At 60.6% G+C, this 19,257-nt stretch carries 19 protein-coding genes; 6 read left to right on the forward strand and 13 right to left on the reverse strand.

From position 1 onward, the window contains the following. The first annotated feature begins 220 nt into the window (after window positions 1-220). The 4 genes from NW841_RS03000 to NW841_RS03015 all read left to right on the forward strand — a co-directional run bounded on the left by NW841_RS03000 (window position 221) and on the right by NW841_RS03015 (window position 3,654). Complete coding sequence (locus tag NW841_RS03000; RefSeq protein WP_414365932.1) at window positions 221-1,144, forward strand: DUF1517 domain-containing protein; 924 nt, start codon at window positions 221-223, stop codon at window positions 1,142-1,144. 61 nt (window positions 1,145-1,205) lie between these two features. Further along, on the forward strand, window positions 1,206-2,003 hold the full coding sequence (locus NW841_RS03005; protein ID WP_414385290.1) for a hypothetical protein: 798 nt from the start codon (window positions 1,206-1,208) through the stop codon (window positions 2,001-2,003). Between the two features lie 70 nt (window positions 2,004-2,073). Then, window positions 2,074-2,832 (forward strand): peptidylprolyl isomerase, encoded by a 759-nt coding sequence (locus tag NW841_RS03010; protein WP_414377336.1) that lies wholly within the window; start codon window positions 2,074-2,076, stop codon window positions 2,830-2,832. 93 nt (window positions 2,833-2,925) lie between these two features. Beyond that, window positions 2,926-3,654: a HEAT repeat domain-containing protein gene (locus NW841_RS03015; RefSeq protein WP_414385291.1), complete on the forward strand. Its 729-nt coding sequence runs from the start codon at window positions 2,926-2,928 to the stop codon at window positions 3,652-3,654. A 171-nt stretch (window positions 3,655-3,825) separates the two neighbouring features. Here the strand turns inward: NW841_RS03015 and bchM are convergent, their stop codons facing one another. Then, on the reverse strand, window positions 3,826-4,491 hold the full coding sequence (gene bchM, locus NW841_RS03020) for a magnesium protoporphyrin IX methyltransferase (RefSeq protein ID WP_414385293.1): 666 nt from the start codon (window positions 4,489-4,491) through the stop codon (window positions 3,826-3,828). Window positions 4,492-4,649: 158 nt separating this feature from the next. Here bchM and NW841_RS03025 point away from each other — a divergent pair, with 158 nt between their 5' ends. Beyond that, window positions 4,650-4,802, forward strand: coding sequence for a hypothetical protein (locus NW841_RS03025; protein ID WP_414385295.1), 153 nt, complete (start codon window positions 4,650-4,652; stop codon window positions 4,800-4,802). A gap of 15 nt (window positions 4,803-4,817) precedes the next feature. Next, on the forward strand, window positions 4,818-4,973 hold the full coding sequence (locus tag NW841_RS03030) for a hypothetical protein (RefSeq protein ID WP_414385297.1): 156 nt from the start codon (window positions 4,818-4,820) through the stop codon (window positions 4,971-4,973). A gap of 142 nt (window positions 4,974-5,115) precedes the next feature. Here the strand turns inward: NW841_RS03030 and NW841_RS03035 are convergent, their stop codons facing one another. The 12 genes from NW841_RS03035 to NW841_RS03090 all read right to left on the reverse strand — a co-directional run bounded on the left by NW841_RS03035 (window position 5,116) and on the right by NW841_RS03090 (window position 19,185). Then, complete coding sequence (locus NW841_RS03035) at window positions 5,116-6,087, reverse strand: D-alanine--D-alanine ligase (RefSeq protein WP_414365926.1); 972 nt, start codon at window positions 6,085-6,087, stop codon at window positions 5,116-5,118. A 69-nt stretch (window positions 6,088-6,156) separates the two neighbouring features. Next, complete coding sequence (gene ftsZ / locus NW841_RS03040) at window positions 6,157-7,281, reverse strand: cell division protein FtsZ (RefSeq protein WP_414385317.1); 1,125 nt, start codon at window positions 7,279-7,281, stop codon at window positions 6,157-6,159. Between the two features lie 692 nt (window positions 7,282-7,973). After that, complete coding sequence (locus tag NW841_RS03045) at window positions 7,974-8,549, reverse strand: ureidoglycolate lyase (protein ID WP_414385299.1); 576 nt, start codon at window positions 8,547-8,549, stop codon at window positions 7,974-7,976. Window positions 8,550-8,668: 119 nt separating this feature from the next. Next, on the reverse strand, window positions 8,669-9,796 hold the full coding sequence (wecB, locus tag NW841_RS03050) for a non-hydrolyzing UDP-N-acetylglucosamine 2-epimerase (protein WP_414370501.1): 1,128 nt from the start codon (window positions 9,794-9,796) through the stop codon (window positions 8,669-8,671). An 882-nt stretch (window positions 9,797-10,678) separates the two neighbouring features. Beyond that, window positions 10,679-11,299 (reverse strand): hypothetical protein, encoded by a 621-nt coding sequence (locus NW841_RS03055; RefSeq protein ID WP_414385302.1) that lies wholly within the window; start codon window positions 11,297-11,299, stop codon window positions 10,679-10,681. 123 nt (window positions 11,300-11,422) lie between these two features. Continuing rightward, window positions 11,423-12,892, reverse strand: coding sequence for an argininosuccinate lyase (argH, locus tag NW841_RS03060; RefSeq protein ID WP_414385318.1), 1,470 nt, complete (start codon window positions 12,890-12,892; stop codon window positions 11,423-11,425). Window positions 12,893-13,011: 119 nt separating this feature from the next. Beyond that, window positions 13,012-13,230 (reverse strand): hypothetical protein, encoded by a 219-nt coding sequence (locus tag NW841_RS03065; protein ID WP_414365060.1) that lies wholly within the window; start codon window positions 13,228-13,230, stop codon window positions 13,012-13,014. Between the two features lie 93 nt (window positions 13,231-13,323). Beyond that, window positions 13,324-15,051 (reverse strand): PP2C family protein-serine/threonine phosphatase, encoded by a 1,728-nt coding sequence (locus NW841_RS03070; RefSeq protein ID WP_414385304.1) that lies wholly within the window; start codon window positions 15,049-15,051, stop codon window positions 13,324-13,326. A 101-nt stretch (window positions 15,052-15,152) separates the two neighbouring features. After that, a complete protein-coding gene (locus NW841_RS03075) occupies window positions 15,153-16,343 on the reverse strand; it encodes a glycosyltransferase family 4 protein (protein WP_414365063.1) in 1,191 nt (396 codons plus the stop codon). A 181-nt stretch (window positions 16,344-16,524) separates the two neighbouring features. Then, window positions 16,525-17,880, reverse strand: coding sequence for an MFS transporter (locus tag NW841_RS03080; protein WP_414385306.1), 1,356 nt, complete (start codon window positions 17,878-17,880; stop codon window positions 16,525-16,527). 396 nt (window positions 17,881-18,276) lie between these two features. After that, the gene (locus NW841_RS03085) at window positions 18,277-18,621 is read right to left on the reverse strand and encodes an MgPME-cyclase complex family protein (RefSeq protein WP_414365065.1); all 345 of its coding nucleotides are present in this window, start codon (window positions 18,619-18,621) and stop codon (window positions 18,277-18,279) included. A gap of 108 nt (window positions 18,622-18,729) precedes the next feature. Beyond that, window positions 18,730-19,185 (reverse strand): hypothetical protein, encoded by a 456-nt coding sequence (locus tag NW841_RS03090; RefSeq protein WP_414365067.1) that lies wholly within the window; start codon window positions 19,183-19,185, stop codon window positions 18,730-18,732. Between the last annotated feature and the right edge of the window lie 72 nt (window positions 19,186-19,257).

A 19,257-nucleotide genomic window follows, 5' to 3' on the forward strand; every position in this document is an offset into this window, starting at 1 on the left:
GGGCAGAAGAAGAGACAAAAGCTCTGCTGCCAAGCGGGTGAGGAAACCCCACCCGCCTACGCGGTGGGGTAGTTCATATTAACCCGAGCTCGATGGGAAATTGAAATTGATGAAGAATCTCGATAGGGATTGAATACCTCAAATAGCCGGCTGGGGGATCGGATCCCTGCCCTCTGCTGTCTAGGGAAAGAGCATACAATTGAGGAAGACTAGCCCCGTGATGGACAAAAACACCGTGAACATGCTGAAACGAATTGGTCGCGTCTGCCGGCCTTTGCTAGCCGTTGCCTTGGCCTTGATCTTGGCTTTGGCTCCTGTCAGTACTGTCTGGGCCCGCAGTGGTGGTCGCATTGGCGGTGGCTCTTTCCGCTCTCCGACCTTCTCTGCCCCCCGCTCGGCTCCGGTGTACCCCAGCTATGGAGGGGGGTTTGGGTTTCCCCTAGTGGTGCCCTTTTTCTGGGGTGGTGGTGGCGGCCTGCTGACACTGCTGCTCTTGATTGGGGCCGGTAGCTTTCTGGTGCGCAGCTTGCGCTCGGCTGTTTCTGAAGATGGCGACGAGGGGGTTGCTGACCTGCCGGTAACGGTGGCTCAGGTAAAAGTGGGCCTGCTGGCCAGCGCCCGACAACTGCAAAAAGACATGAACGCCCTGGCTCTGGAAGCGGATACCCAATCGCCGGAAGGGCTGAGCCAGTTGTTGCAAGAGGTCACCCTCGGCTTGATGCGCTACAGCGACTACTGGGCCTATGGTCATGCCCAAGCAGAGAAGCTGCCCCTCTCCCGCGCCGAGTCTCTGTTCTATCAAGCTTCCCTACAGGAGCGCAGCAAGTTCAGCGCCGAAACCCTCAGCAACCGCAACAACCAGATCCAGCAGGTTCCCCAAGCAGTTCTGAAACGCGCTGCTGCCGGAATCCCGGATGTCGGCGAGTATCTGGTCGTTACTCTACTAGTTGCGTATCGAGGCAACTCAGGTACACTACCTGTAGTTAAATCTGCGGCGGATCTGCGGCAGTGCCTGCTGCAGTTGGCCTCCATTCCGGCGGAGCGAATTGTGGCCATCGAAGTGCTGTGGACGCCGCAGTTGGAAGGAGACACCCTGTCGGCAGAGGCGCTGTTGACCGAGTACCCGGAAATGCGGCTCCTGTGAGGGCGCTGGGGTGAGAAGACGGCTGCTGTCGGCTAGGGGTCTCACCGCCAAGGGAGGTTCTATGTCCGGGTTGGATACTTCGGCAGACAGGAGCCGTCGTTCTCCTTGGGCTGCATTGGGTTACACGAGTCAAGCAGATTCCCTGCTGGATGAGCTGCTTGAGGATTTGGAGCACAGCCTTGAAGAAGGGCTGGTGGAAGAGTACCCCTATTGGGGCACGCGCCCGCCGCTGCCTTTGCGGCGCTCTTCTATTGCCTCAGGGATCCTACTGGGTTTGGCTTTGGCGACCACTCTGGTGGCAGGGCTAGCCTTCTGGATGACCCTGCGCCCCCGGCCAGGAGTCTTTTCTCAGGCCACTCCTCCTCGGCTGAGGGATCCTTTGACTGAGGCCCCCGATTCTCCCAACTCCGATTTCCTGCTGGCCCAGGAACCATCCCTGCCCCCATCTGCGGGAGGTGGAACTCCTCGAGATCCATCTGCGGAAGTTTCGTCTCAGGAGCCACCTGGGACAACCTTGGTCAAGCCGGAGGCGAAAACACTCTCTGCAACTCCGCCGGTGGCTGCCGCTCCTACCCTTGCAGCGGCAACCAGTGCTCCTCCTCCCCCGAGGGTAGCCGCTCCGCCGGCGCTGGCGCGGATCCGGGCCCAGCCTGTGCCGCAGATGAAGCTGGTGGGGTTGATCCACGATCCAGGCGATCCCAAGGCTCTGATTCTGATTGACAACGTGGTGCGACAGGTGCCGGTTGGCCAGGCGGTGAAAGCAGAGTGGCGGGTCACCTCCATCAGCCCCTACGGGGTGAGGGTAAGCAATGGCGCTCAAAGCGTCACCTTGCAATTGGGGTTGTCGCAACGGATCTAGCTAGATATCCTTCTTTCATCGGGAGAGGGATCCCCGTGGAAGGTTGGATCAAAAAAGGGAGAAGGGGCAGATGAAATTCGCCAAGCTGGGGCGAATGAGCCGCGGCAGAGTGGGATTGGGCTTAGCTTTGGGGTACCTCTGTCTCGGTCTGTTCGCTTGTCGCAGTGCGCCCCCCTCTTCTGGCTCTCCATCTGGGATCCCAGCGGCCTACGCCCATCGCCCGCAACTGCAAGGGAAGGCAGTGGTGGAGTTAGAGGTGCAAACTGCCGAAGGAGTGGGCAAGGTTCTCTTGGAGATCCACGGGGAGGAGGCGCCCCTTACTGCCGGCCAGTTTGTGGATTTGGTGCAGCGGGGCTTTTACAACGGTCTCACCTTCCATCGGGTGGAGAAAGATCCCCAGCCCTTTGTGGTGCAGGGCGGGGATCCGCGGGGGGATGGCACCGGCGGCGCCACCGAGCCGGGCAGCAACCGCTTGCGCACCATCCCTTTGGAGATCCAGGTGCGCGGGGAGCCTCATCCCCGCTACAACACCTTGATTGAGGATCCCATCGCCCTGAGCAAGCTGGCCTTGCCCCATCGCTTGGGGGCAGTAGCCATGGCCCGTTCCAGCCCTCTCGACTCGGCTTCTTCCCAGTTTTATATCGCCCTCTCTGCTCTGCCGATCCTGGATGGGCGCTATGCCGTGTTCGGCTATGTCATCGAGGGGATGGAGTGGGTGGAGCGCCTCCAGGTGGGGGATGTGATCCGCTCGGCGCGGGTGCTGGAAGGAGCGGACTTGCTCAGGTATCCAGCAGGAGCAGATCAGACGGCGGCCCCCGGCGGTTTATGATAGGCAGCAGCTCTGCTGCTGGTTCGGCTGTCGTGGCTTGGGGAGGGGAGAGTTTTGTGCTCGCCCTCTCCAGCAACCTGTGGGCGCCTTTTCATGCATGAAGACGCTTTTTCTCCTCTTGAACCCCTAGACGAGCTGCCACCTCACTCGCCGCCGGAGGTGGATGTGGAGCGGATGCTGCAGCAGTTGCAGGATCCGGATCCCCGTTTGCGGATGCAGGCAGCCCGCGCCTTCTGTGAGATCGAAGAACCCCGCGCCATCCCGCGCCTATTGGCTTTGCTCAGGGATCCCTGCCCGTTGGTGCGGGTGGGAGCGGCCTATGCCCTGGGTCGCAATCCGGCTCCCGCTGAGGTGGAGGTGCTGATCGACAGCTTGCGCCGGGATTGGAATGGCTATGTACGCAAAGGCCTGGTGTGGGCCCTGGGCAATGCTAAGGATCCCCGCGCCTATCCGGTGTTGCTGGAAGTATTGGCCGAAGATATCGCGGCAGTGCGGCTTTGGGCGGCCAGCGCCCTCGGACAATTGGCCCAAGCTCAGGTGTTGTCCGGCCCGGCTCTGCAGGAGGTAGCGGCAGCCCTCTGTCGGGGTTTGGCCCACGATCCGGTGGCGGCAGTCCGCGGCAACTGTGCCTGGAGCTTGGGGATCCTCGGGCAACAGGTGAAATTGGCTCTCGAGGATCCCACCGTTTACGCGATGTTGAAAAGGCAATTGCTGACAAGCGCCAGCCGCGATCCCGATTGGGGAGTGCGGGACGATGCGCGGCTTGCCCTCCTAAAGTTGGCAGATCCCGACTTGCCGGAGCAAGCGGATAACCTTAAGTAAACTACCCGACACGACTACCCCCAGCCCTTCTCCCTCAGGGAGTCAGCCCAAGCGCTCCGCGCCGCTCACGCGACCACCCCCAGCCCCTCTCCCTCAGGGAGAGGGGAGGTAGGGATCGAGGCAACGAACGGTTTCATTGCCATTGGAAACGACTGTAACTGGGCGGCGGCTTCAGCGCACCAGATCGAGCAGCCAGACAAAGTAGAAGCGGCTTTGAATGGTTTGCCGTTGTTGCACTTTCCAGCCCCACTCAGTAAGGTGGCTCACCAGCGTCGCCTCGCGGTGCTGATAGGCGCGGGTGGTCTTGCTGGGGCCGGGGAAGAACTCCCCCACTTTCTTCAGCAGCGTCAGCCAGGGAGTTTTGGGAGCAAAGCTGAAGAGCAGACGAGACTTGGCCAGTCCGGTCAGGTGCCTGAGCATGCGCAGGGCGTCGACTTCGGGATAGTGGATCATCACATCCAGGCAGACGACGACATCGTACTCCCCTGTCAGTTCCTCCAAATCCAAAACCTGAAACTGGGGGTTGTCTGTGGATCCCAGCTCCATCTGTTGGCGGCGACGCGCTTCGTTGACCATTTGCTCCGAGATGTCGCTGGCAAATACCTGCGCCCCGCGGGCGGCCAAAGGCAAGCTAAGGCTGCCCACCCCGCAGCCGGCATCGCAAATGCGCAAACCAGAGGGATCCCCCAGCCATTGCAACACCGTCTCGACCGTGCGGGCATGGCCCAGTCGAATATCTTTTTGGACGAAATTGACTTCCTCGTTGCCGTAAATGCGGCGCCAGCGCTCGAAGCCGACCGTGTTGAAATAGTTGCGGACGATGGTTTTTTCCTGCATAAGACTGCCAGTTGTATGCCGGGATCCGCCGGGGAATCACTTCTTGGCAAGCCGATGTCTCCCCGGAGATGCGGATACATTCTATCTTGAAGCCGTTGCTCCCACTTCCAACCCCTATTCCACGGCTGTATTAGATGCCTACAGCGGGATAAAACTTGATGACGGAAGCTGAGATTGCCCAGGCGTTGCAGGCCAGCTTGGCTGTCCCTGTCAAAATTGCTGTCAAACGTCGCCAGGGCCATTTGCACGTTCTCCTCAACCGCTCCCCGCAAACGCAGCTCAACCACCCCCATCTCACCCAACAGGTGTGAGCCGGGCTGGAGGCGTTGGGGCATTCCGAATACGAGTGGCAGCAAACCGAGCCACTGCGGGATCCTCTCTTGGGCGCTGAGGAAACCACGCTCGTGCTGGAAAAACAAAGCCATCGGCTGCTGCAGGATCTGACGCTGGCTGGTCCCGATTCCGCCAGCCCCCAAGCCTGAGCCCAGAGAAAAGGCTCTCGACAAGAAAGCTGCTGGCAAGGGCAGATCCCGTATTGCCTGGCTGTGGCCGGCAGTGCTGATGGTCGGGATGGGGGGGCGGTTTTGCTCCTTTTCTTTCTCTAGAAAGCAGTCTGGCTGGGGATCAAGCCGGCTGTGGTGAAGACCCGGATCCAGACGGGGCTGGGCGAGTCGAAGCTGCCCTTTGCAGGGCATCCTGCAGCATCCGCTCCACCAGCTCCGTAAACGTCCACCCCAGCGCCGCTGCCGCATCAGGGCAAAGCGAAGTAGGGGTCATGCCGGGCAGGGTGTTCACCTCCAGCACCCAGGGGTTCTCGTCGGCATCCACCCGCAGATCCACCCGTGCCAGGCCCTCACATCCCAACACCTGATAGGCCCTTAGCCCTGCCGCCTCGCAGCGGGCCAACCCTGCCGCGCTGAGGGAACAAGGGATCAAATGCCGCGAGCCGCCGGGGGCATACTTGGCTTCGTAATCGTAAAAATCCCCCTGAGCGGGGATGATCTCAATGGCCGGGAAAACCTGGCCGGAGAGGATGGAGAGGGTGATCTCTTTGCCGGGAATGTAGCGCTCCAGGAAAACCCGCGACGAGACCGATCGGGCCAGCGCCAGCCCCTGAGCCAACGACATCTCATCCCGCGCAATGCTGATCCCCACCGTCGAGCCGCTGTTGCTGGGCTTCACTACCAGCGGGGATCCCAAGTGCGCCACGCACTCGGCCCAGGAGAGCGGCTGCGCTTCATCCCAGACCAGCCACTCAGGGGTGGGGATCCCTTCGGCGCGAAAGATCTGCTTGGAGACCAGCTTGTCCATGGCTAGGGCACTGGCCAACGGCCCGGATCCCTGGTAGGGCAGGCCTAGCCACTCCAGCATCCCCTGCACCACTCCATCCTCACCGCCGGGGCCGTGCAGGGCAATCCAAACGAACTCGCAGCCGGCCTGCCGCTCCTGCCAAAGGCGCAGCGGCAGATCCTCCTCCGGGTCGATCAGCTTCACCCGATGCCCCAGATCCTCCAGCGCCCGCTTACAGGCTTTGCCCGTGACCCAAGAGATCTGCCGTTCTGCCGAACGACCCCCTGCCAAGACAACAATGTTCATGGCTTAACCCCAAAGCACTCCCCACTCTCAGCAACCGGCACCAGGATAGCCGCATCCCCCCACTCTACCCTACGAAGGAGGGCGGCGGCGGCGCAAAAACTCGGGAATGTCCAAGCCCCCGGAAGCAGGGGGCTCAGGCTCAGGGGGCTGCCGAGGCGATGGCTCAGGGCTAGGAAAGGTGGGCTTGCGCGTCCCCACCTTGTTGGGGTTGGCAACAGCGGTTTTGGCTGCGAAAGCACTGGGTGCCGTCCGCGATCGGTCGAAACCGGTGGCAATGACGGTGATGCGCACCTCCCCTTGCATACGCTCGTCTTGCACGGTGCCGAAGATGATGTTGGCCTCCGGATCCACAGCCTCGGCGATGATCTCAGCCGCTACCGTGACCTCGTGCAACGACAGATCCAGCCCGCCGGTGATGTTGAAGAGCACGCCCTTGGCCCCTTCGATGGAAGTTTCCAGAAGGGGCGAAGACACGGCGGTAATGGCGGCTTCGCGGGCGCGGGACTTGCCGGATCCCATGCCAATGCCCATCAGGGCAGTGCCAGCATCGGCCATCACGCTGCGCACATCGGCAAAATCCACGTTGATCATGCCGGGGATGAGGATGATGTCCGAGATGCCCTGCACCCCCTGGCGCAAGACATCGTCCGCGACGCGAAAGGCCTCGTGGACAGGGGTTTGCTCGGAGATCACCGAGAGCAACTTGTCGTTGGGGATCACAATCAGGGTATCCACTGCCTCCTGCAGTGCTTGGATCCCCTCTTCGGCCTGCTTGGCGCGCCGCTTGCCCTCAAAAGAAAAAGGCCGCGTTACGACTCCTACGGTTAGGGCACCGCTGGCCTTGGCAATCTGGGCAACCACAGGCGCTCCCCCTGTCCCTGTGCCCCCGCCCATGCCAGCGGCAATAAAGACCAGATCCGCCCCCTTGAGAATGGCCGCAATTTCTTCACTGGACTCTTCGGCAGCTTTCTGACCAATGGCCGGGTTGCCGCCTGCCCCCAACCCTCGGGTTAACTTTTGCCCGATTTGCAGGCGGTTCACCGTCGATGTTGAGGATTGAGCGAGGGCCTGAGCATCCGTATTGATGCTCCAAAACTCGACGCCCTTGAGGTTGCTGGCCGCCATCCGATTGACCGCGTTGCCACCTCCACCCCCCACGCCCACCACCTTAATTTTCGCGGCATTGCTCGGCATGTTCCCCTCTGGATGATTCGCCGCCTTGGTCTGGGCTCCGTTTCTCTCGTACTCGACCTGAGAGTCCTCCCCCACGTAGCGCTCACTCCAGGGGGAAGGCGTTGACTGGGCTTGCTCCAAACCCTGCCCAGGATTGGGGGGATGGAAGTCTGACCAATTGCTGGATGGCATGTCAGCCCTCAAGATAGCTTAATTCTGGCAAATATCGAGCATGCTAGCTGATTTAATATAAGGCAACTCTCCTCCGATGCCAACGGTGAAGACGTTTGTGGATCTTCTAGGCGGATGCGGCCCCCAAAAAGAGCCTCATCCGGATAATTTGGGCGCTTTCATGTTTCGTACTTTGCCTATGAATCTTCTTTTGCAGTTAAGCTTCCTCTTCTGTACAAGCGAGGTTCCTATCGAAGGGTATGTATTCCCGAACACCTAGTAGGTAGAGCCCAAATTAGGGCAAACTGTTGCTCCCAGCGCGCTTCGGTCGGAGCCGAGCTTGCGCTTGCCTAAAAGCTAACCTTGCGTTTTCTTTTCGGAGTACTTGAGAATACTCACCCCTCCCAATTAGGGCCTGGCAGACCAACCGCCAATTTTTGCCGATTTTTAATGCTGAGGTTTGGGTATTCTACAAACTACCCGAAGGTTTCCGCGCCGAAAGAGTCAGGGGGAGGGTTGCCGTCAGGGATCCGCCCATGGGCTTAGAGCAGCTGCAAATGGATCTCGGCGTTCAGCCGCTGGGGCAGGGAAATTTTAAGCACGTCCCCCTGATCCATTTCCTGGGCCGTCGTCATGTTGGCCAGGGCCTCTACCACTTCTTCAGAGTTGGCAGTCAGCACAACAACGGGGCGCTCGCCGGCGATGGGGAAATCGTGCCAGGTGCCGCGGTGCAGCAGCAGCCCGTGCCCGGCAGGGAAGCGCAGGGCTTGCACTTTGTCCAGGTCGGGGAGGGTTTTGGGGTGGTTGGGGGGAGCCATGACCATGATGAATGGCTCCTGTCCCAAGGCAACAAACAACTGGGTCATACGCAGGTGGCGCTCTAGCCAGAACACAGCCGGGTAGCCGGGCAGGATCTTGGCAGTGCGGATGACGGCTTTGCCAGTGTACTGGGAGTCGATGTTTTGCCCTTCTAAAACGCGCCCCTGATAAAAGGGGATCCCCAACTCGGGATGGGCCACATCATCCCCTAGCAGTTGGCCGAAGGGCCGCACATTTTCGGGGGTTGCCTCCACGATTGGCACACGAACAACAGGGGTGCCAGTTGGGGTCTTGCTCATGGTCGGTCTCCTCAGTTGACTGACTTTTTGAGTCATAGAGTTCTTCGGAGCAGCCGCATCTTAAGCAAGGGAGGAGCAGGCAACGGTTCTCCCCACAACAGTCTGAGCCTCTGCGGGCCTTATTCTGGTGAGATGGGCGAGTTAAACTGCCTCTCGATGATGTGGCAAATTTGCCGGGCAGCGGTGCCGTCGCCGAAGGGGTTTTGGGCCTGGGCCATGCGGGCGTAGGCCTGGGGATCCGTGAGCAATTCTCGGGCCGCCTCCAGGATCTTTTCGGGATGGGTACCCACCAGGCGGGCGGTGCCGGCAGCAACGGCTTCCGGCCGCTCGGTGGTCTGCCGCAGCACCAGCACCGGCTTGCCCAGGGCGGGGGCCTCCTCTTGAATACCACCGGAATCGCTGAGGATGAGAGTGCAGCGCTGCATGGCGCTGACCCAGCAGGGGTAGTCCAAGGGCTCGGTAAGAAAAACTCGCTCCCGGGATCCCAACAGGGCCTGCAGGGGATCCCGCACCGCGGGGTTGGGGTGGAGAGGCAAGAGGAGGGCCGTATCGGGGAACTCCGCCAAAATCTGCAGCAGAGCCTGGCCGATGGCTATTAAGGGATCCCCCCAGTTTTCCCGCCGGTGCACAGTAACCAACAAAACGCGGTAGCGCTGCCAGTCTAGGCCAGGGATGGGGCAAGGGATCCCGTGGGCGGCCACCTGCAGCAGGGCGTCGATGACGGTGTTGCCGGTGCAGTAAATGGAGCCAACCACGTGGCTTCGCTTCAGGTTATCCACCGCTTGCGGGGTGGGGGCAAAGTGCAGGCTGGCCAACTGAGAAATGAGACGGCGATTGGCCTCTTCAGGAAAAGGGTGGTAGAGATCGTCAGTGCGCAGGCCGGCTTCCACATGCCCCACCGGGATGCGTTGATAGAAAGCGGCCAGGGCAGCGGCAAAGGCGGTCGTAGTATCGCCCTGCACCAGAACCAGTTGGGGCTGGCGCTCCTGAAAATAGGGTTCCAGGCCGCGCAGGGTGGCTTCGGTGATGTCAGTCAGGCTTTGGCGGGGACGCATGATCTCCAGATCCCGATCCGCCCGTAGGCCGAAGAGCCGCATCACCTGATCCACCATCTCCCGGTGTTGCCCTGTCAGGATCACCTCAGTGCGCAGGTGTGGACTGGCCCGCAGGGCCTGGATTACCGGAGCTAGCTTAATGGCTTCGGGCCGCGTGCCCAAGATCACAGAAACCAGAGGAAGGGAGGTCATAGGCTCAAGGGCATCGGCGCTTGGGGGAAGCGAGCAGCTCTGGCTCGGCTCCAGACAGAGCGACCATCAAATCAGGTTTTGAAATCAGGTTTTGGAAAGGGCCTGACTGGTTCTCAGGTTGCGGCAGCACAGCCTCTGTAGATGGGGATGTCCCTGGGGCCAACTATAGGCAAAGAGAAACCAGCAGAGGGCGCTTCCCCCGATCTTAACCCCCGATTGCTCTACCCTTTGCTTCGCCGAAGCCAGCCCTGGGCAGGGATCCGGCAAAAAACATCAAAACCAAACAGCGCTGCTCGATCCCTGCCCACCTTGCCCAAGTGGGCCTGGAGGCTGCCGGGCCAGCGACAGTTACCAGGGCCTCCAGATCCAGCCAAAAGCCTGGAGAGACAGGAATCCGTATCCGCCCTCTTCTAGCTTGCCAAGGACTACGGCCCGCCAAGACGAACTGCGCAGCAGACGCTTACGCATCCCCCAGAGAGACTCTTAGCGGCGTTTGATCCGGAGAGTATCTTGTCGATATCTTGTCGTTCGATGGTTGCCTCAGACGGGCTAAAAGCCCAAAGCTGGCCCCGAGCCTATATCCAGCTCATCTCATCACAAACGAGGGTAAACACCGTTGCACAACTGGCCACCAGCAGCGATATGAAGGGCGGCTGGCCATGAGCCATGCAAATAGCCGCTGCCACCGAAGCGCCTACAGCAGCGGAAAAAGTGCGACCTGCCCAGTTGCCTTTGGAGGGTTTGTCAGAGGGATTAAATTTGTTAAACATTTTGACGCAAGAAATAGGGTACAAAAGGGATGATTCACAAGATTTCGCCTCAGGCTATCACCCTCAGATGAAATTTCGGCGGGATTCAGGACTATTCTCAATATTTCTTCGCTTAGGCTTCAATCTTTCGTAAAATTGCGCTGAGGTGTTCGTAATCATCTCGCAACAGCGAGCTCAACTGCCGCCCTGCTTGCACCAACCAGTGGCGATCCCGGTTCAAGATCCGGTAAGTCTGACGGATGACAGCGGCCACCAACTCGTCGCTGGGGATCCCGTTGACACGCAGCAGGGTGCGCAAAAACTCAAAAGAGCGGCAAAACTCCCTTACCTCGCTTTCAGAGCAGGGGTAGACCGGCTGGTGAATCTGGGGCGGGCGCGGCGGCAGGTACTGATAAACTCGTCCCCCGCCAACGAAGCCGACAATGGCAGCGCGGAAATCGCTGCGCAACATGGCGAAAATCTGGGGCTGCTGCTCCCGAAGCTGTTGGGGGGAGAGGCCCAACGCTCTGGGGCGGTGAACCGTATCGATGGGAGTCATGGCGGCGTAGCAGACCACCCCATAGATTAGGTTGCCGGTCTCCTCGTCTTGGGAGCGGATCCAACTGCCGAGAGCGGGCAGGGTCGGGAAGGTCAGGCGTTCCGGCCTTAGGCACTGGGCCACAAAAGTTGTGGTGTCGGCCTCCACCACCTCTCCTAGGGCAGAGGGGGGTGGGGAGATGGCTCTGGCTCGCATCCTTCCTCCGGTTTCTCAAGGCCAATGGCTGGGGGGTCGCTCCACGGATAGAGAGGGCAAGCAGGAATGGGCGGCTGGCTCCCCTCTCCTTGAGGGGAAGAGGGCGGGAGGGAGAGCCACTGCTCAGCCCTCGAAGGGCAGCCCAGAGCCAGGGGAGAGGCGGGTCGGTGGGGGTTCTTCTGCTGGCTCTGCCTGTTGGTGGCGGGCCTGGGCCCGTTGCAAGGCTTCCCGCACCACTGCAAAGCCAGTGCCTCCAGGGCTGAGCCGCGCCGCCACTACCCGCTGGGGATCGATAGCTGCCAGAATATCCGCTTCAAAGGCCGGGTGAAAGCTTTTCCAGCGCTCTAAGGGCAGATCCTGCAGCAGGATCCCCTCTGCCATACAGGTACGCACGATCTGGCCCACCAGATCGTGGGCGCTGCGAAAGGGGATCCCTCTGCGCACCAGGTAGTCGGCCACATCGGTGGCGTTGGAGAAATCTTCCCGTACGGCGGCCTCCATGCGTTGGGTTTGGAATTGGATGCCTTCCCGGAGCAGGATTGTCATCGCCTCCAAGCAGGCCTTTACAGTATCAACGGTATCGAAGAGCCCCTCTTTGTCCTCTTGCAAATCTTTGTTGTAGGCCAGAGGCAGCCCCTTCAAGGTGACCAGCAGAGCTTGGAGATGGCCGAACACCCGCCCTGTCTTGCCCCGCACCAATTCCGGCACATCGGGATTCTTCTTCTGGGGCATGAGGCTGGAGCCGGTAGCACAGGCATCGGTGAGGGCGACAAAGCCAAACTCCTGCGTGGCCCAGAGGATGATCTCTTCCGAGAGACGGCTGAGATGCACCAGAATCAGGCTGGCGGCAGCGTGGAACTCCACAAGGAAGTCGCGGTCGCTCACCGCATCCAGGCTGTTGGCGCTGATGCGCTCAAACCCCAGCAGATGGGCAACAAGCTGCCGGTCGATGGGCAAGGAAGTGCCAGCCAAGGCCCCGGATCCCAGGGGGCAGACGTTGACCTCTTCCCGCACCCGCCCCAAGCGTTGCCAGTCCCGCCAGAGCATTTCTTCGTAGGCTAGGAGGTGGTGGGCCAAGCTGATGGGCTGGGCCCGCTGCAGGTGGGTGTAGCCAGGTAGGAGCGTCTCCACGTGCTGGTCGGCCAAGTCCAACAAAACCCCCCGCAGCTCCCAGAGGAAGTGCCGGATAGCGTCGATTTGATCCCGTAGGTAAAGGCGCAGGTCGGTGGCCACTTGGTCGTTGCGGGAGCGCCCCGTGTGCAGTTTTTTGCCCACTTCCCCCACCAAGGCCACCAGGCGGCGCTCGACGGCGTAGTGGACATCTTCCGCCTCAGGGTCAGGCTGGAAGATGCCCTCGGCAACTTCCTTCTGGATCCGCTCCAGCCCCTGCCGAATTTGCTCTGCCTCTTCGCGGCTCAAGATGCCGCAAGCCCCCAGCATCTGCACGTGGGCCAGGGATCCGGCCACATCGTAGGGCAAAAGGCGAATATCGAAGCCGATGCTGGCGTTGAAGCGGGCAATCTGAGGGTGCAGGGATCCCGCAAAGCGTCCGCTCCAGGGGCGCGGGGTGGAAGGTGCCGTCGGCTGGGACATGGACTCGGCAGGAGGATAGGGATCGACCACCACAGAAAGACTCGTCTAAAAAAGTAAGCAAAGCGGCGACGGCCAAGGCGCCGCCACCTCAGGGCCAAGGAATCCGAGCGCCACCGCCTCTAGTGGGAGCTGGTGATGCTCTTGAGCATGTAGCCCGCCACGATTCCTATCAAAAGCGCCCAAATTTGGCCCGATTCCACGAAGTTGTTCCAACCCCTGCGGATATCGGCCAGCACGTCCTGCCGGAACACCTGGGCGACAATCACTTCCGTCTGCAAGGCCGGCGAGGCCGGCAAGTAAACCGAGGAGAGCTCGGAGCCAGGAGCAGTGAAGTGCATGCTTATACCTCAGGCAAAGGTCAACTAGGAAAGCGGGCCACCACCCAAGAGGCTTCCCTAGCTAGAGAGTACCCTTAGTTTGAACCTTCGTAGCTAGGTTGGCTCAGAATCGGGCAATACTTTCAACACCACCAGCGTTGTATCGTCCACCGGCTCAGGCCGCAGGGAAATCTCATCCTGAAACAAGAGCTCCGGATCCGCCGGCGGCTCTGGGACAACAGGACGGGATCCCTGGCGGCCCCGGAAGGCGTCCATCTGCTCAAAAAGGTTCTCCAAGATCTCCTCGGGCGACTCGTAGCGACTGGCAGCATGTTGAATGGCGTCCATCAAGCCTGAGGTCTCCAGCCGCTCCCCGCGGGTATTGGCGGCCTCGACATAGCCATCGGTGTAATAGACTACAACATCTCCCGGCTGCAGTTGCACGCAGGCTTCCGAGTATTGGCTGTGTTCCTCTAAGCCAATCAGCGCTCCTTCTGTGTCTAGGGGCTGGATGTCGCGGGTGCGGGCCCGCCACCAGAGGGTGGGGTTATGGGCAGCGTTGCTAAAACAGAGGCGACGGGAGCGGGGATCGTATTCTGAGTAAAACAGGCTGATGAAGCGATTGGAGTTTTCCAGATCGCTGTACATGGCCCGGTTGAGATGTTGGAGAACGCGGGCCGGCGAGTGGCGGTTGAGGGCTTCTGCCCGCACCATGGCACGGGTCATGCTCATCAACATGCCGGCAGGGACACCTTTGCCCATCACGTCCCCAATCACGATGGCCAAGCGAAAGTCTTCGGATGGTTCAGGGGAAGGGGCCAGGGATCCAACCGGCTCATCGGCGGCGGCCTCAGAGTTTTCCGGCCGCTCGCTGGGGATCTTGATGAAATCATAGTAGTCGCCCCCCACCTTGCTGGCCACGCGGCAGCGGGCCGCCAGCCGAATGCCCTTGACTTGGGGGTAGTGGCGGGGCAGCAGTTGGGTCTGGATGTAGGAGCCAATCTCCATTTCTTTTTCCAGAGCCATTTTGCGGCGTAAGGCCGCCGTCAAGCGCTCGTTCTCGATGGCCACGCCCGCTTGGTCAGCCACCAACCGCAGCAGTTGTTGGCGACGTTCATTCCACTGGTAGCCGGGCTGACGGCTGAAGACGTACAGGCGCCCCTGGACGGAGCTGCGAATCAACAGCGGCGTCCCGAACAGGCGCACATCTGGCCCCAGGCTCTGGCGCAGGCGTTCGTCCAAGAGATGTTCCAAGGCCGGGATCTTCACCGACAGGGATCCCTCGGTTTTTAAAATCGGCTCCTGAGCCGACAGAGCTTGGGCGATCTGCTCCATCTCGGCGCGAATCTGCTCGCGCCGGTTCAGATCCGAACAATGCAGTTGATCCAACTGAATAGTGCCGTTGGGGTTGAACAACACCAGCGCTCCGCCCTCGGCATCGGTGAGTTGGCTGGCCACAAAAGCAGTGAGCTCTAGGATCTGGTTTAGGTTGTTGAAGGAGCGCAGGGCAAAGGCCAATCCCCCTAGCAAATACAGCATCGGCTGCTGTTCTGTCCCCAGCTCTACCACCGGCTCCGGCTTCGGCGGGGCGGGCAAGATGGCCGGTTTCACTTCCGTCAGCTCCCTCTCCTCCAAGGCCGCCTCGGGCTCCTCCTCTGGGCCAACTTGAGCCGAGCGCAGATCGCCCTGCTCATCGAGGGGCGACAGCGACGCAGCCGGAACGTTGGTGGGAAAGGAGTTTCTGTCCGCACCTTGGGCAAGCAGAGACTCTGACCAGGACAAACCCGACAGCCCGGCAGGGGGCTGCGCCGGAAAGGCTTTTTGCGAGCCGTGCTCATCCATCGGGAAGCTAGAGAAAATCCCCTGGAAACATAACGATGCAGTTTAGCAAAAATATCAGAAGCTCTATCACAAAAGTTTTAGCCCAATCCCAGTAGTCCTCCTTACGCCCGGCGGCGCTGGCGGGATCCCTGACTCAGCTCCTGGTAGAGCTGCTCCAACTGGCTAAGGTTGTGGCTGAGGGTATAGCGCTCCAGCACCCGCTGGCGGGCTTTCATCCCCAGCAGTTGCGTAAATTCCCGTTGATCCCGCAACAGAGGCAGCAGCGTTTGCAGCTCCACCGTCACCCGCCCCGGATCCAACAGGATCCCGGCTCCATCGGCCAAAACCTCGCCATCGGCACCGACATCAGTGGCCACCGCTGCCACCCCACAGGCCATCGCCTCCAGCAGCGACAAAGACAGCCCCTCAATCAAGGAGGGCAGAATGAACACGTCGGATCCGCGCAGGATCTCGATGCGCTGCTGCTCGTCGGCAACGTAGCCCAGCCAGTGGATCCCGTGCTGGCGGGTGTAGAAAGGCTTGAGGGTATTGAGCAGGGGTCCATCCCCCACAATCAGGAGGCCACACTTCTCACCCATTTGAGCCTGCTTCCAGGCTTTGAGCAAGGCCTCGACATTTTTTTCCGGTGAGATCCGTCCTTGGTAGACAAAGACCCGCTCCAGCCCCAACCGTTGCTTCAGGGTGGAGGGCCCCGGCGAATACTTATCCACGTCGACGCCGTTGGGGATGACCACCACCTGCTCGCGGCTCACCCCCAGCCTGACCAAGATCTGCCGCTGTGTTTCCGAGAAGACGATGGTGCGGTCGTAGTGGGCCAAACAAGGGGCGTAGAGCTGATAAGCCAGGTATTGGGTGCGGGAGGCGATGTTGCGCCGCCGCCGGTCGAAGGCCGGGTGGAAGGTGGCCACCAGGGGCTGGTTCAGCTCGGCACAGATCTCCGGCAGGACAAAATCGATGGGAGAAATCGTCAGCGAGGCATGCACCAGATCCGGCTGCAATTCCCGTAGGGCTTGGGTCAACAACCGCCTGGCGTTGGGAGCTGGGATCGTGTAAATCTGCGACTTGTACAGACAGGGCAGGGAAACATCCCGCCCCGCCAGCTCAGCATGCCAACGGCTCCCCCGACGGGATCCCTCTACAGCAGGGGCCTCCAGGCTGGGGGAGGGGCTTTCGTTGGTGAAATGGAAAAAGCTCACCTGATGTCCCCGCTCCAAAAGGCCGTTGGTCACCTCACGGCTATAGGTGACGTTGCCACAGAAAGGTGCCTTCTTGCCTATCCAGGCGATGTGCATGGGCGGATCCCTACGGCGCCAGAACGCTGATCTGCAACGGGATGTGCGATTCAAAGCCTCTATAAGGGTAGCAGACTCGCATCCCACGTCGGCCCGCTGCTCCCCTCTCAGGGGAGAAACCTAGACCGACAAGGCATTGACAGATACCCAGCCCTACGCCGCAGCTATCCAGCAGAAAAACTTATCTGTGCCCCTCTCTGCCCAGCAGACCCCAGAGGTACAGCCCCGCCGACCCGGTCAGGGCTGCCAGGCCGAGAAACGTCCAGGCAAGGCCGAAATACGTTTCCGCCACCCCCGCCAAAACCAGCGGCAAACTGAGAGCAATGTTGACCGCATTGTTCTGCAGTCCAAAAACCTTGCCGCGCAGATGTTCGGGGGTCTCCTCCTGGAGCAGGGTTTGCATGGGCACCGCCACCAACGCCCCTCCACAGCCCAGCAGGGCAATCCAAGCCAAGCTGGGAAACAGCTTCCCCTCCGTCCAGGACAAGGCCGCCAAGGACAGACACAGCAACAGGGATCCCAGCCCACTCCAGGCGCGACGGCTCACCAGCCGGCCTGTATCCCCCACCCAAAAGGCGCCAATGGCCATGCCCAGGCCGGCAGCCGCCAGCAACACCCCAAACTGATCTGCCTCCAGCTCCGCCGTCACCTCGGCCATGCGCACCGCCAAGACCGCCAGCGCCGCAAACAGCGAGTAGAGCACCACCATTTGCAGCAGGGCCGCGCGGATCAAGGGCATTTGCCCGATGTATTGCAGGCCCAGCTTGAGATCTTCCCAGAGATGGGGGGCCTGCCAAGGCCGGGGCTCCAGCCTCTCGTGGGGTTGCAACAGCAGCAGCAGGGATCCCGCCAACAGGTAGGCTCCCCCCACCAACAGCTCTGGCCCTACCTCCCAGCCGGGCAACCACGCGCGCACCCAGCGATCCGCCAGCGTTAATAGGGGCTCGCCAATGGCAAAGCCGACGATCAGCGAAGCCATCATCGTCGTGGTGTAGAGGGAGTTGGCCGCCAACAGCTCCCGCCTAGGCAGGATCAGCGGCAGAGTGGCCTGTTCGGCAGGAGCAAAAAACTGGGTCAAGACAGAGACGGCAAAGCTCACCAGCAACAGGCTGCCAAAGCCCAAAGGGATCCCTGGCCAAAGGTCACGCCCGGCGGTGAGCCAGAGCAGCGGCGGCAACAGCAGCACCAGGATCCCGCGCACCACGTTGGAGAGCACCAGCACCCCCTTCTTGGGCCAGCGATCCACAAACACCCCTGCCAGACTGCCCAACAACACCGCCGGCAGCGTAAAAGCCAGCATAACCGCCGCCACCCAGCCGCTGATGGAGGCCCCTTCCGGCTGAAACTGCCTCGAGATCAACCCAATCAGCAGCACCAACAACACCTTGTCGGCCAACTGGGAAAACACCTGCCCCATCCACAGCAGCAGGAAGTTGGGTCGACGCAGGACGGCAGCAAAGTTTCCCAGGCCTGTCCCTGAGAAAGGGGAATCCACTTGGCTATCCTCTTTGGGATCCTGGGGAGGGGGCTCTGGCAAGGGATCCCCCGACGAACACTTCAGCGAGCCGGAGGGGGGACTTGCCGGCGGCTCAAGTGGGGGGGCCTCTGACTTCAGCACCTCAGTTGAAGGAAATGTGGAAGGAAGATCCCGAAGATGAGAAGTCCGGTGGCAGACCTCCACCTCCCCTTCCGGCCAGTCCCATCGTTGCTCCAAAGTCATGGTGCCCCCGTCCAGCATATCCCTCTCTCCCGCCTTGGCTTTCCCTGCCGCGCTCCAGCATTACCGCTGCTGGCTTGGGAGAGGTGCCCTAATCTTAAATCTTGACCTAGCCTGCAATCAAACTGGCCTCCCCTCCAGGGGAGCTTACCCCTGGCCGCCCAAGTTGTGCCTCCCCCCTGAGCAAGCCGCTAAGGCGATGGTGGGGAAAGGCTATCAGCTTTCTGACAACGATAGGGAGCGCAAGGGATCCGGGATCGACTCGCTGGGGGCTACAAAGCTGCCCTTTTCCACAAAAGTGAGGCGCAGCGCCAGCCAACGGATGAAATCCTCATTGGTCGAGACCACTGCCCCCAGCGGCTCCTTCAACTTGTTGCGTAGGAGCCTTAACTCTGGAGCTTCCATGAAAGCCGGCTGGGGCACCCAAAAGAAATCGATGGGGCGATGGTGCTCCTCATAGTGTCGGCGACGCTCCTCCAGCACTTCCTCCAGAGGTTCAGAGCGCAAAAAAGACAGACTGGCAACAATAAAGTGGTAGGTGGTGGGCTCAGCAGCAGGCATACTCTGAAAAGTGTAAGATTCAAACGCCTAGAGGGGGGTTCCTGGCAAAAACACAACTTCTCCCGCCGGCTCTTGCCTAGAGTTGCCAACTTTAACCTACTGGCAGGATTAGTTGGCAGACTTGAGTAAATGCAGGGCCGGATCGCGAGATCTGCGGAGGGACTGGCAGTCTTGCAACTGCCGGAGGACAGGTAGCCGCGCTATCACTTCCTCAGGGGACATAGAGTGCTCTGAAGCCTGCTTGAGGATAGGCAGAGCTTGAGCTGCCCATTCCTGCGCCCAGAGGGGAGTTGAAGGGGTTTCCCCCTGCTCCAAGAGTTCCTGGCAGAGGGCAGTCGAGCGCTCCAAGTCGCCGCTTCCCTGATAAGCCATAACCAGGGCTACCCGCGCCAAAGCGCATTCCTCAGGATCTATCCTGGAACCGTTGCGCTCTTTCTGGCGGGGTGAGCTCTCCTGAATCGAGCAGCAGTAGCAGAAAGACTCGAGAAGGTTGATCGCCTCTAAGTAGCGCTCCTGCTTGAGAGCAGTGATGCCGGCACGGAGGGATCCATACGGAGGGGACATGAGCCTAAGTATAAGATAAGAAAGGATTCCGACCGCCTTGCACTGAAGGGCGTTGATGACTTAGCTTCTTAT

Origin of the sequence: Synechococcus sp. H60.3, from assembly GCF_047462295.1 — a bacterium.
Classification (GTDB): Bacteria; Cyanobacteriota; Cyanobacteriia; order Thermostichales; family Thermostichaceae; genus Thermostichus.

What these genes read in the sequence shown, in the direction of transcription:
- NW841_RS03000 (WP_414365932.1), top strand. Translation starts at nt 221, where the DNA reads ATGGACAAAAACACCGTGAACATGCTGAAACGAATTGGTCGCGTCTGC.
- NW841_RS03005 (WP_414385290.1), top strand. Translation starts at nt 1,206, where the DNA reads ATGTCCGGGTTGGATACTTCGGCAGACAGGAGCCGTCGTTCTCCTTGG.
- NW841_RS03010 (WP_414377336.1), top strand. Translation starts at nt 2,074, where the DNA reads ATGAAATTCGCCAAGCTGGGGCGAATGAGCCGCGGCAGAGTGGGATTG.
- NW841_RS03015 (WP_414385291.1), top strand. Translation starts at nt 2,926, where the DNA reads ATGCATGAAGACGCTTTTTCTCCTCTTGAACCCCTAGACGAGCTGCCA.
- bchM (WP_414385293.1), bottom strand. Translation starts at nt 4,491, where the DNA reads ATGCAGGAAAAAACCATCGTCCGCAACTATTTCAACACGGTCGGCTTC.
- NW841_RS03025 (WP_414385295.1), top strand. Translation starts at nt 4,650, where the DNA reads ATGACGGAAGCTGAGATTGCCCAGGCGTTGCAGGCCAGCTTGGCTGTC.
- NW841_RS03035 (WP_414365926.1), bottom strand. Translation starts at nt 6,087, where the DNA reads ATGAACATTGTTGTCTTGGCAGGGGGTCGTTCGGCAGAACGGCAGATC.
- ftsZ (WP_414385317.1), bottom strand. Translation starts at nt 7,281, where the DNA reads ATGCCGAGCAATGCCGCGAAAATTAAGGTGGTGGGCGTGGGGGGTGGA.
- NW841_RS03045 (WP_414385299.1), bottom strand. Translation starts at nt 8,549, where the DNA reads ATGAGCAAGACCCCAACTGGCACCCCTGTTGTTCGTGTGCCAATCGTG.
- wecB (WP_414370501.1), bottom strand. Translation starts at nt 9,796, where the DNA reads ATGACCTCCCTTCCTCTGGTTTCTGTGATCTTGGGCACGCGGCCCGAA.
- NW841_RS03055 (WP_414385302.1), bottom strand. Translation starts at nt 11,299, where the DNA reads ATGCGAGCCAGAGCCATCTCCCCACCCCCCTCTGCCCTAGGAGAGGTG.
- argH (WP_414385318.1), bottom strand. Translation starts at nt 12,892, where the DNA reads ATGTCCCAGCCGACGGCACCTTCCACCCCGCGCCCCTGGAGCGGACGC.
- NW841_RS03065 (WP_414365060.1), bottom strand. Translation starts at nt 13,230, where the DNA reads ATGCACTTCACTGCTCCTGGCTCCGAGCTCTCCTCGGTTTACTTGCCG.
- NW841_RS03070 (WP_414385304.1), bottom strand. Translation starts at nt 15,051, where the DNA reads ATGGATGAGCACGGCTCGCAAAAAGCCTTTCCGGCGCAGCCCCCTGCC.
- NW841_RS03075 (WP_414365063.1), bottom strand. Translation starts at nt 16,343, where the DNA reads ATGCACATCGCCTGGATAGGCAAGAAGGCACCTTTCTGTGGCAACGTC.
- NW841_RS03085 (WP_414365065.1), bottom strand. Translation starts at nt 18,621, where the DNA reads ATGCCTGCTGCTGAGCCCACCACCTACCACTTTATTGTTGCCAGTCTG.
- NW841_RS03090 (WP_414365067.1), bottom strand. Translation starts at nt 19,185, where the DNA reads ATGTCCCCTCCGTATGGATCCCTCCGTGCCGGCATCACTGCTCTCAAG.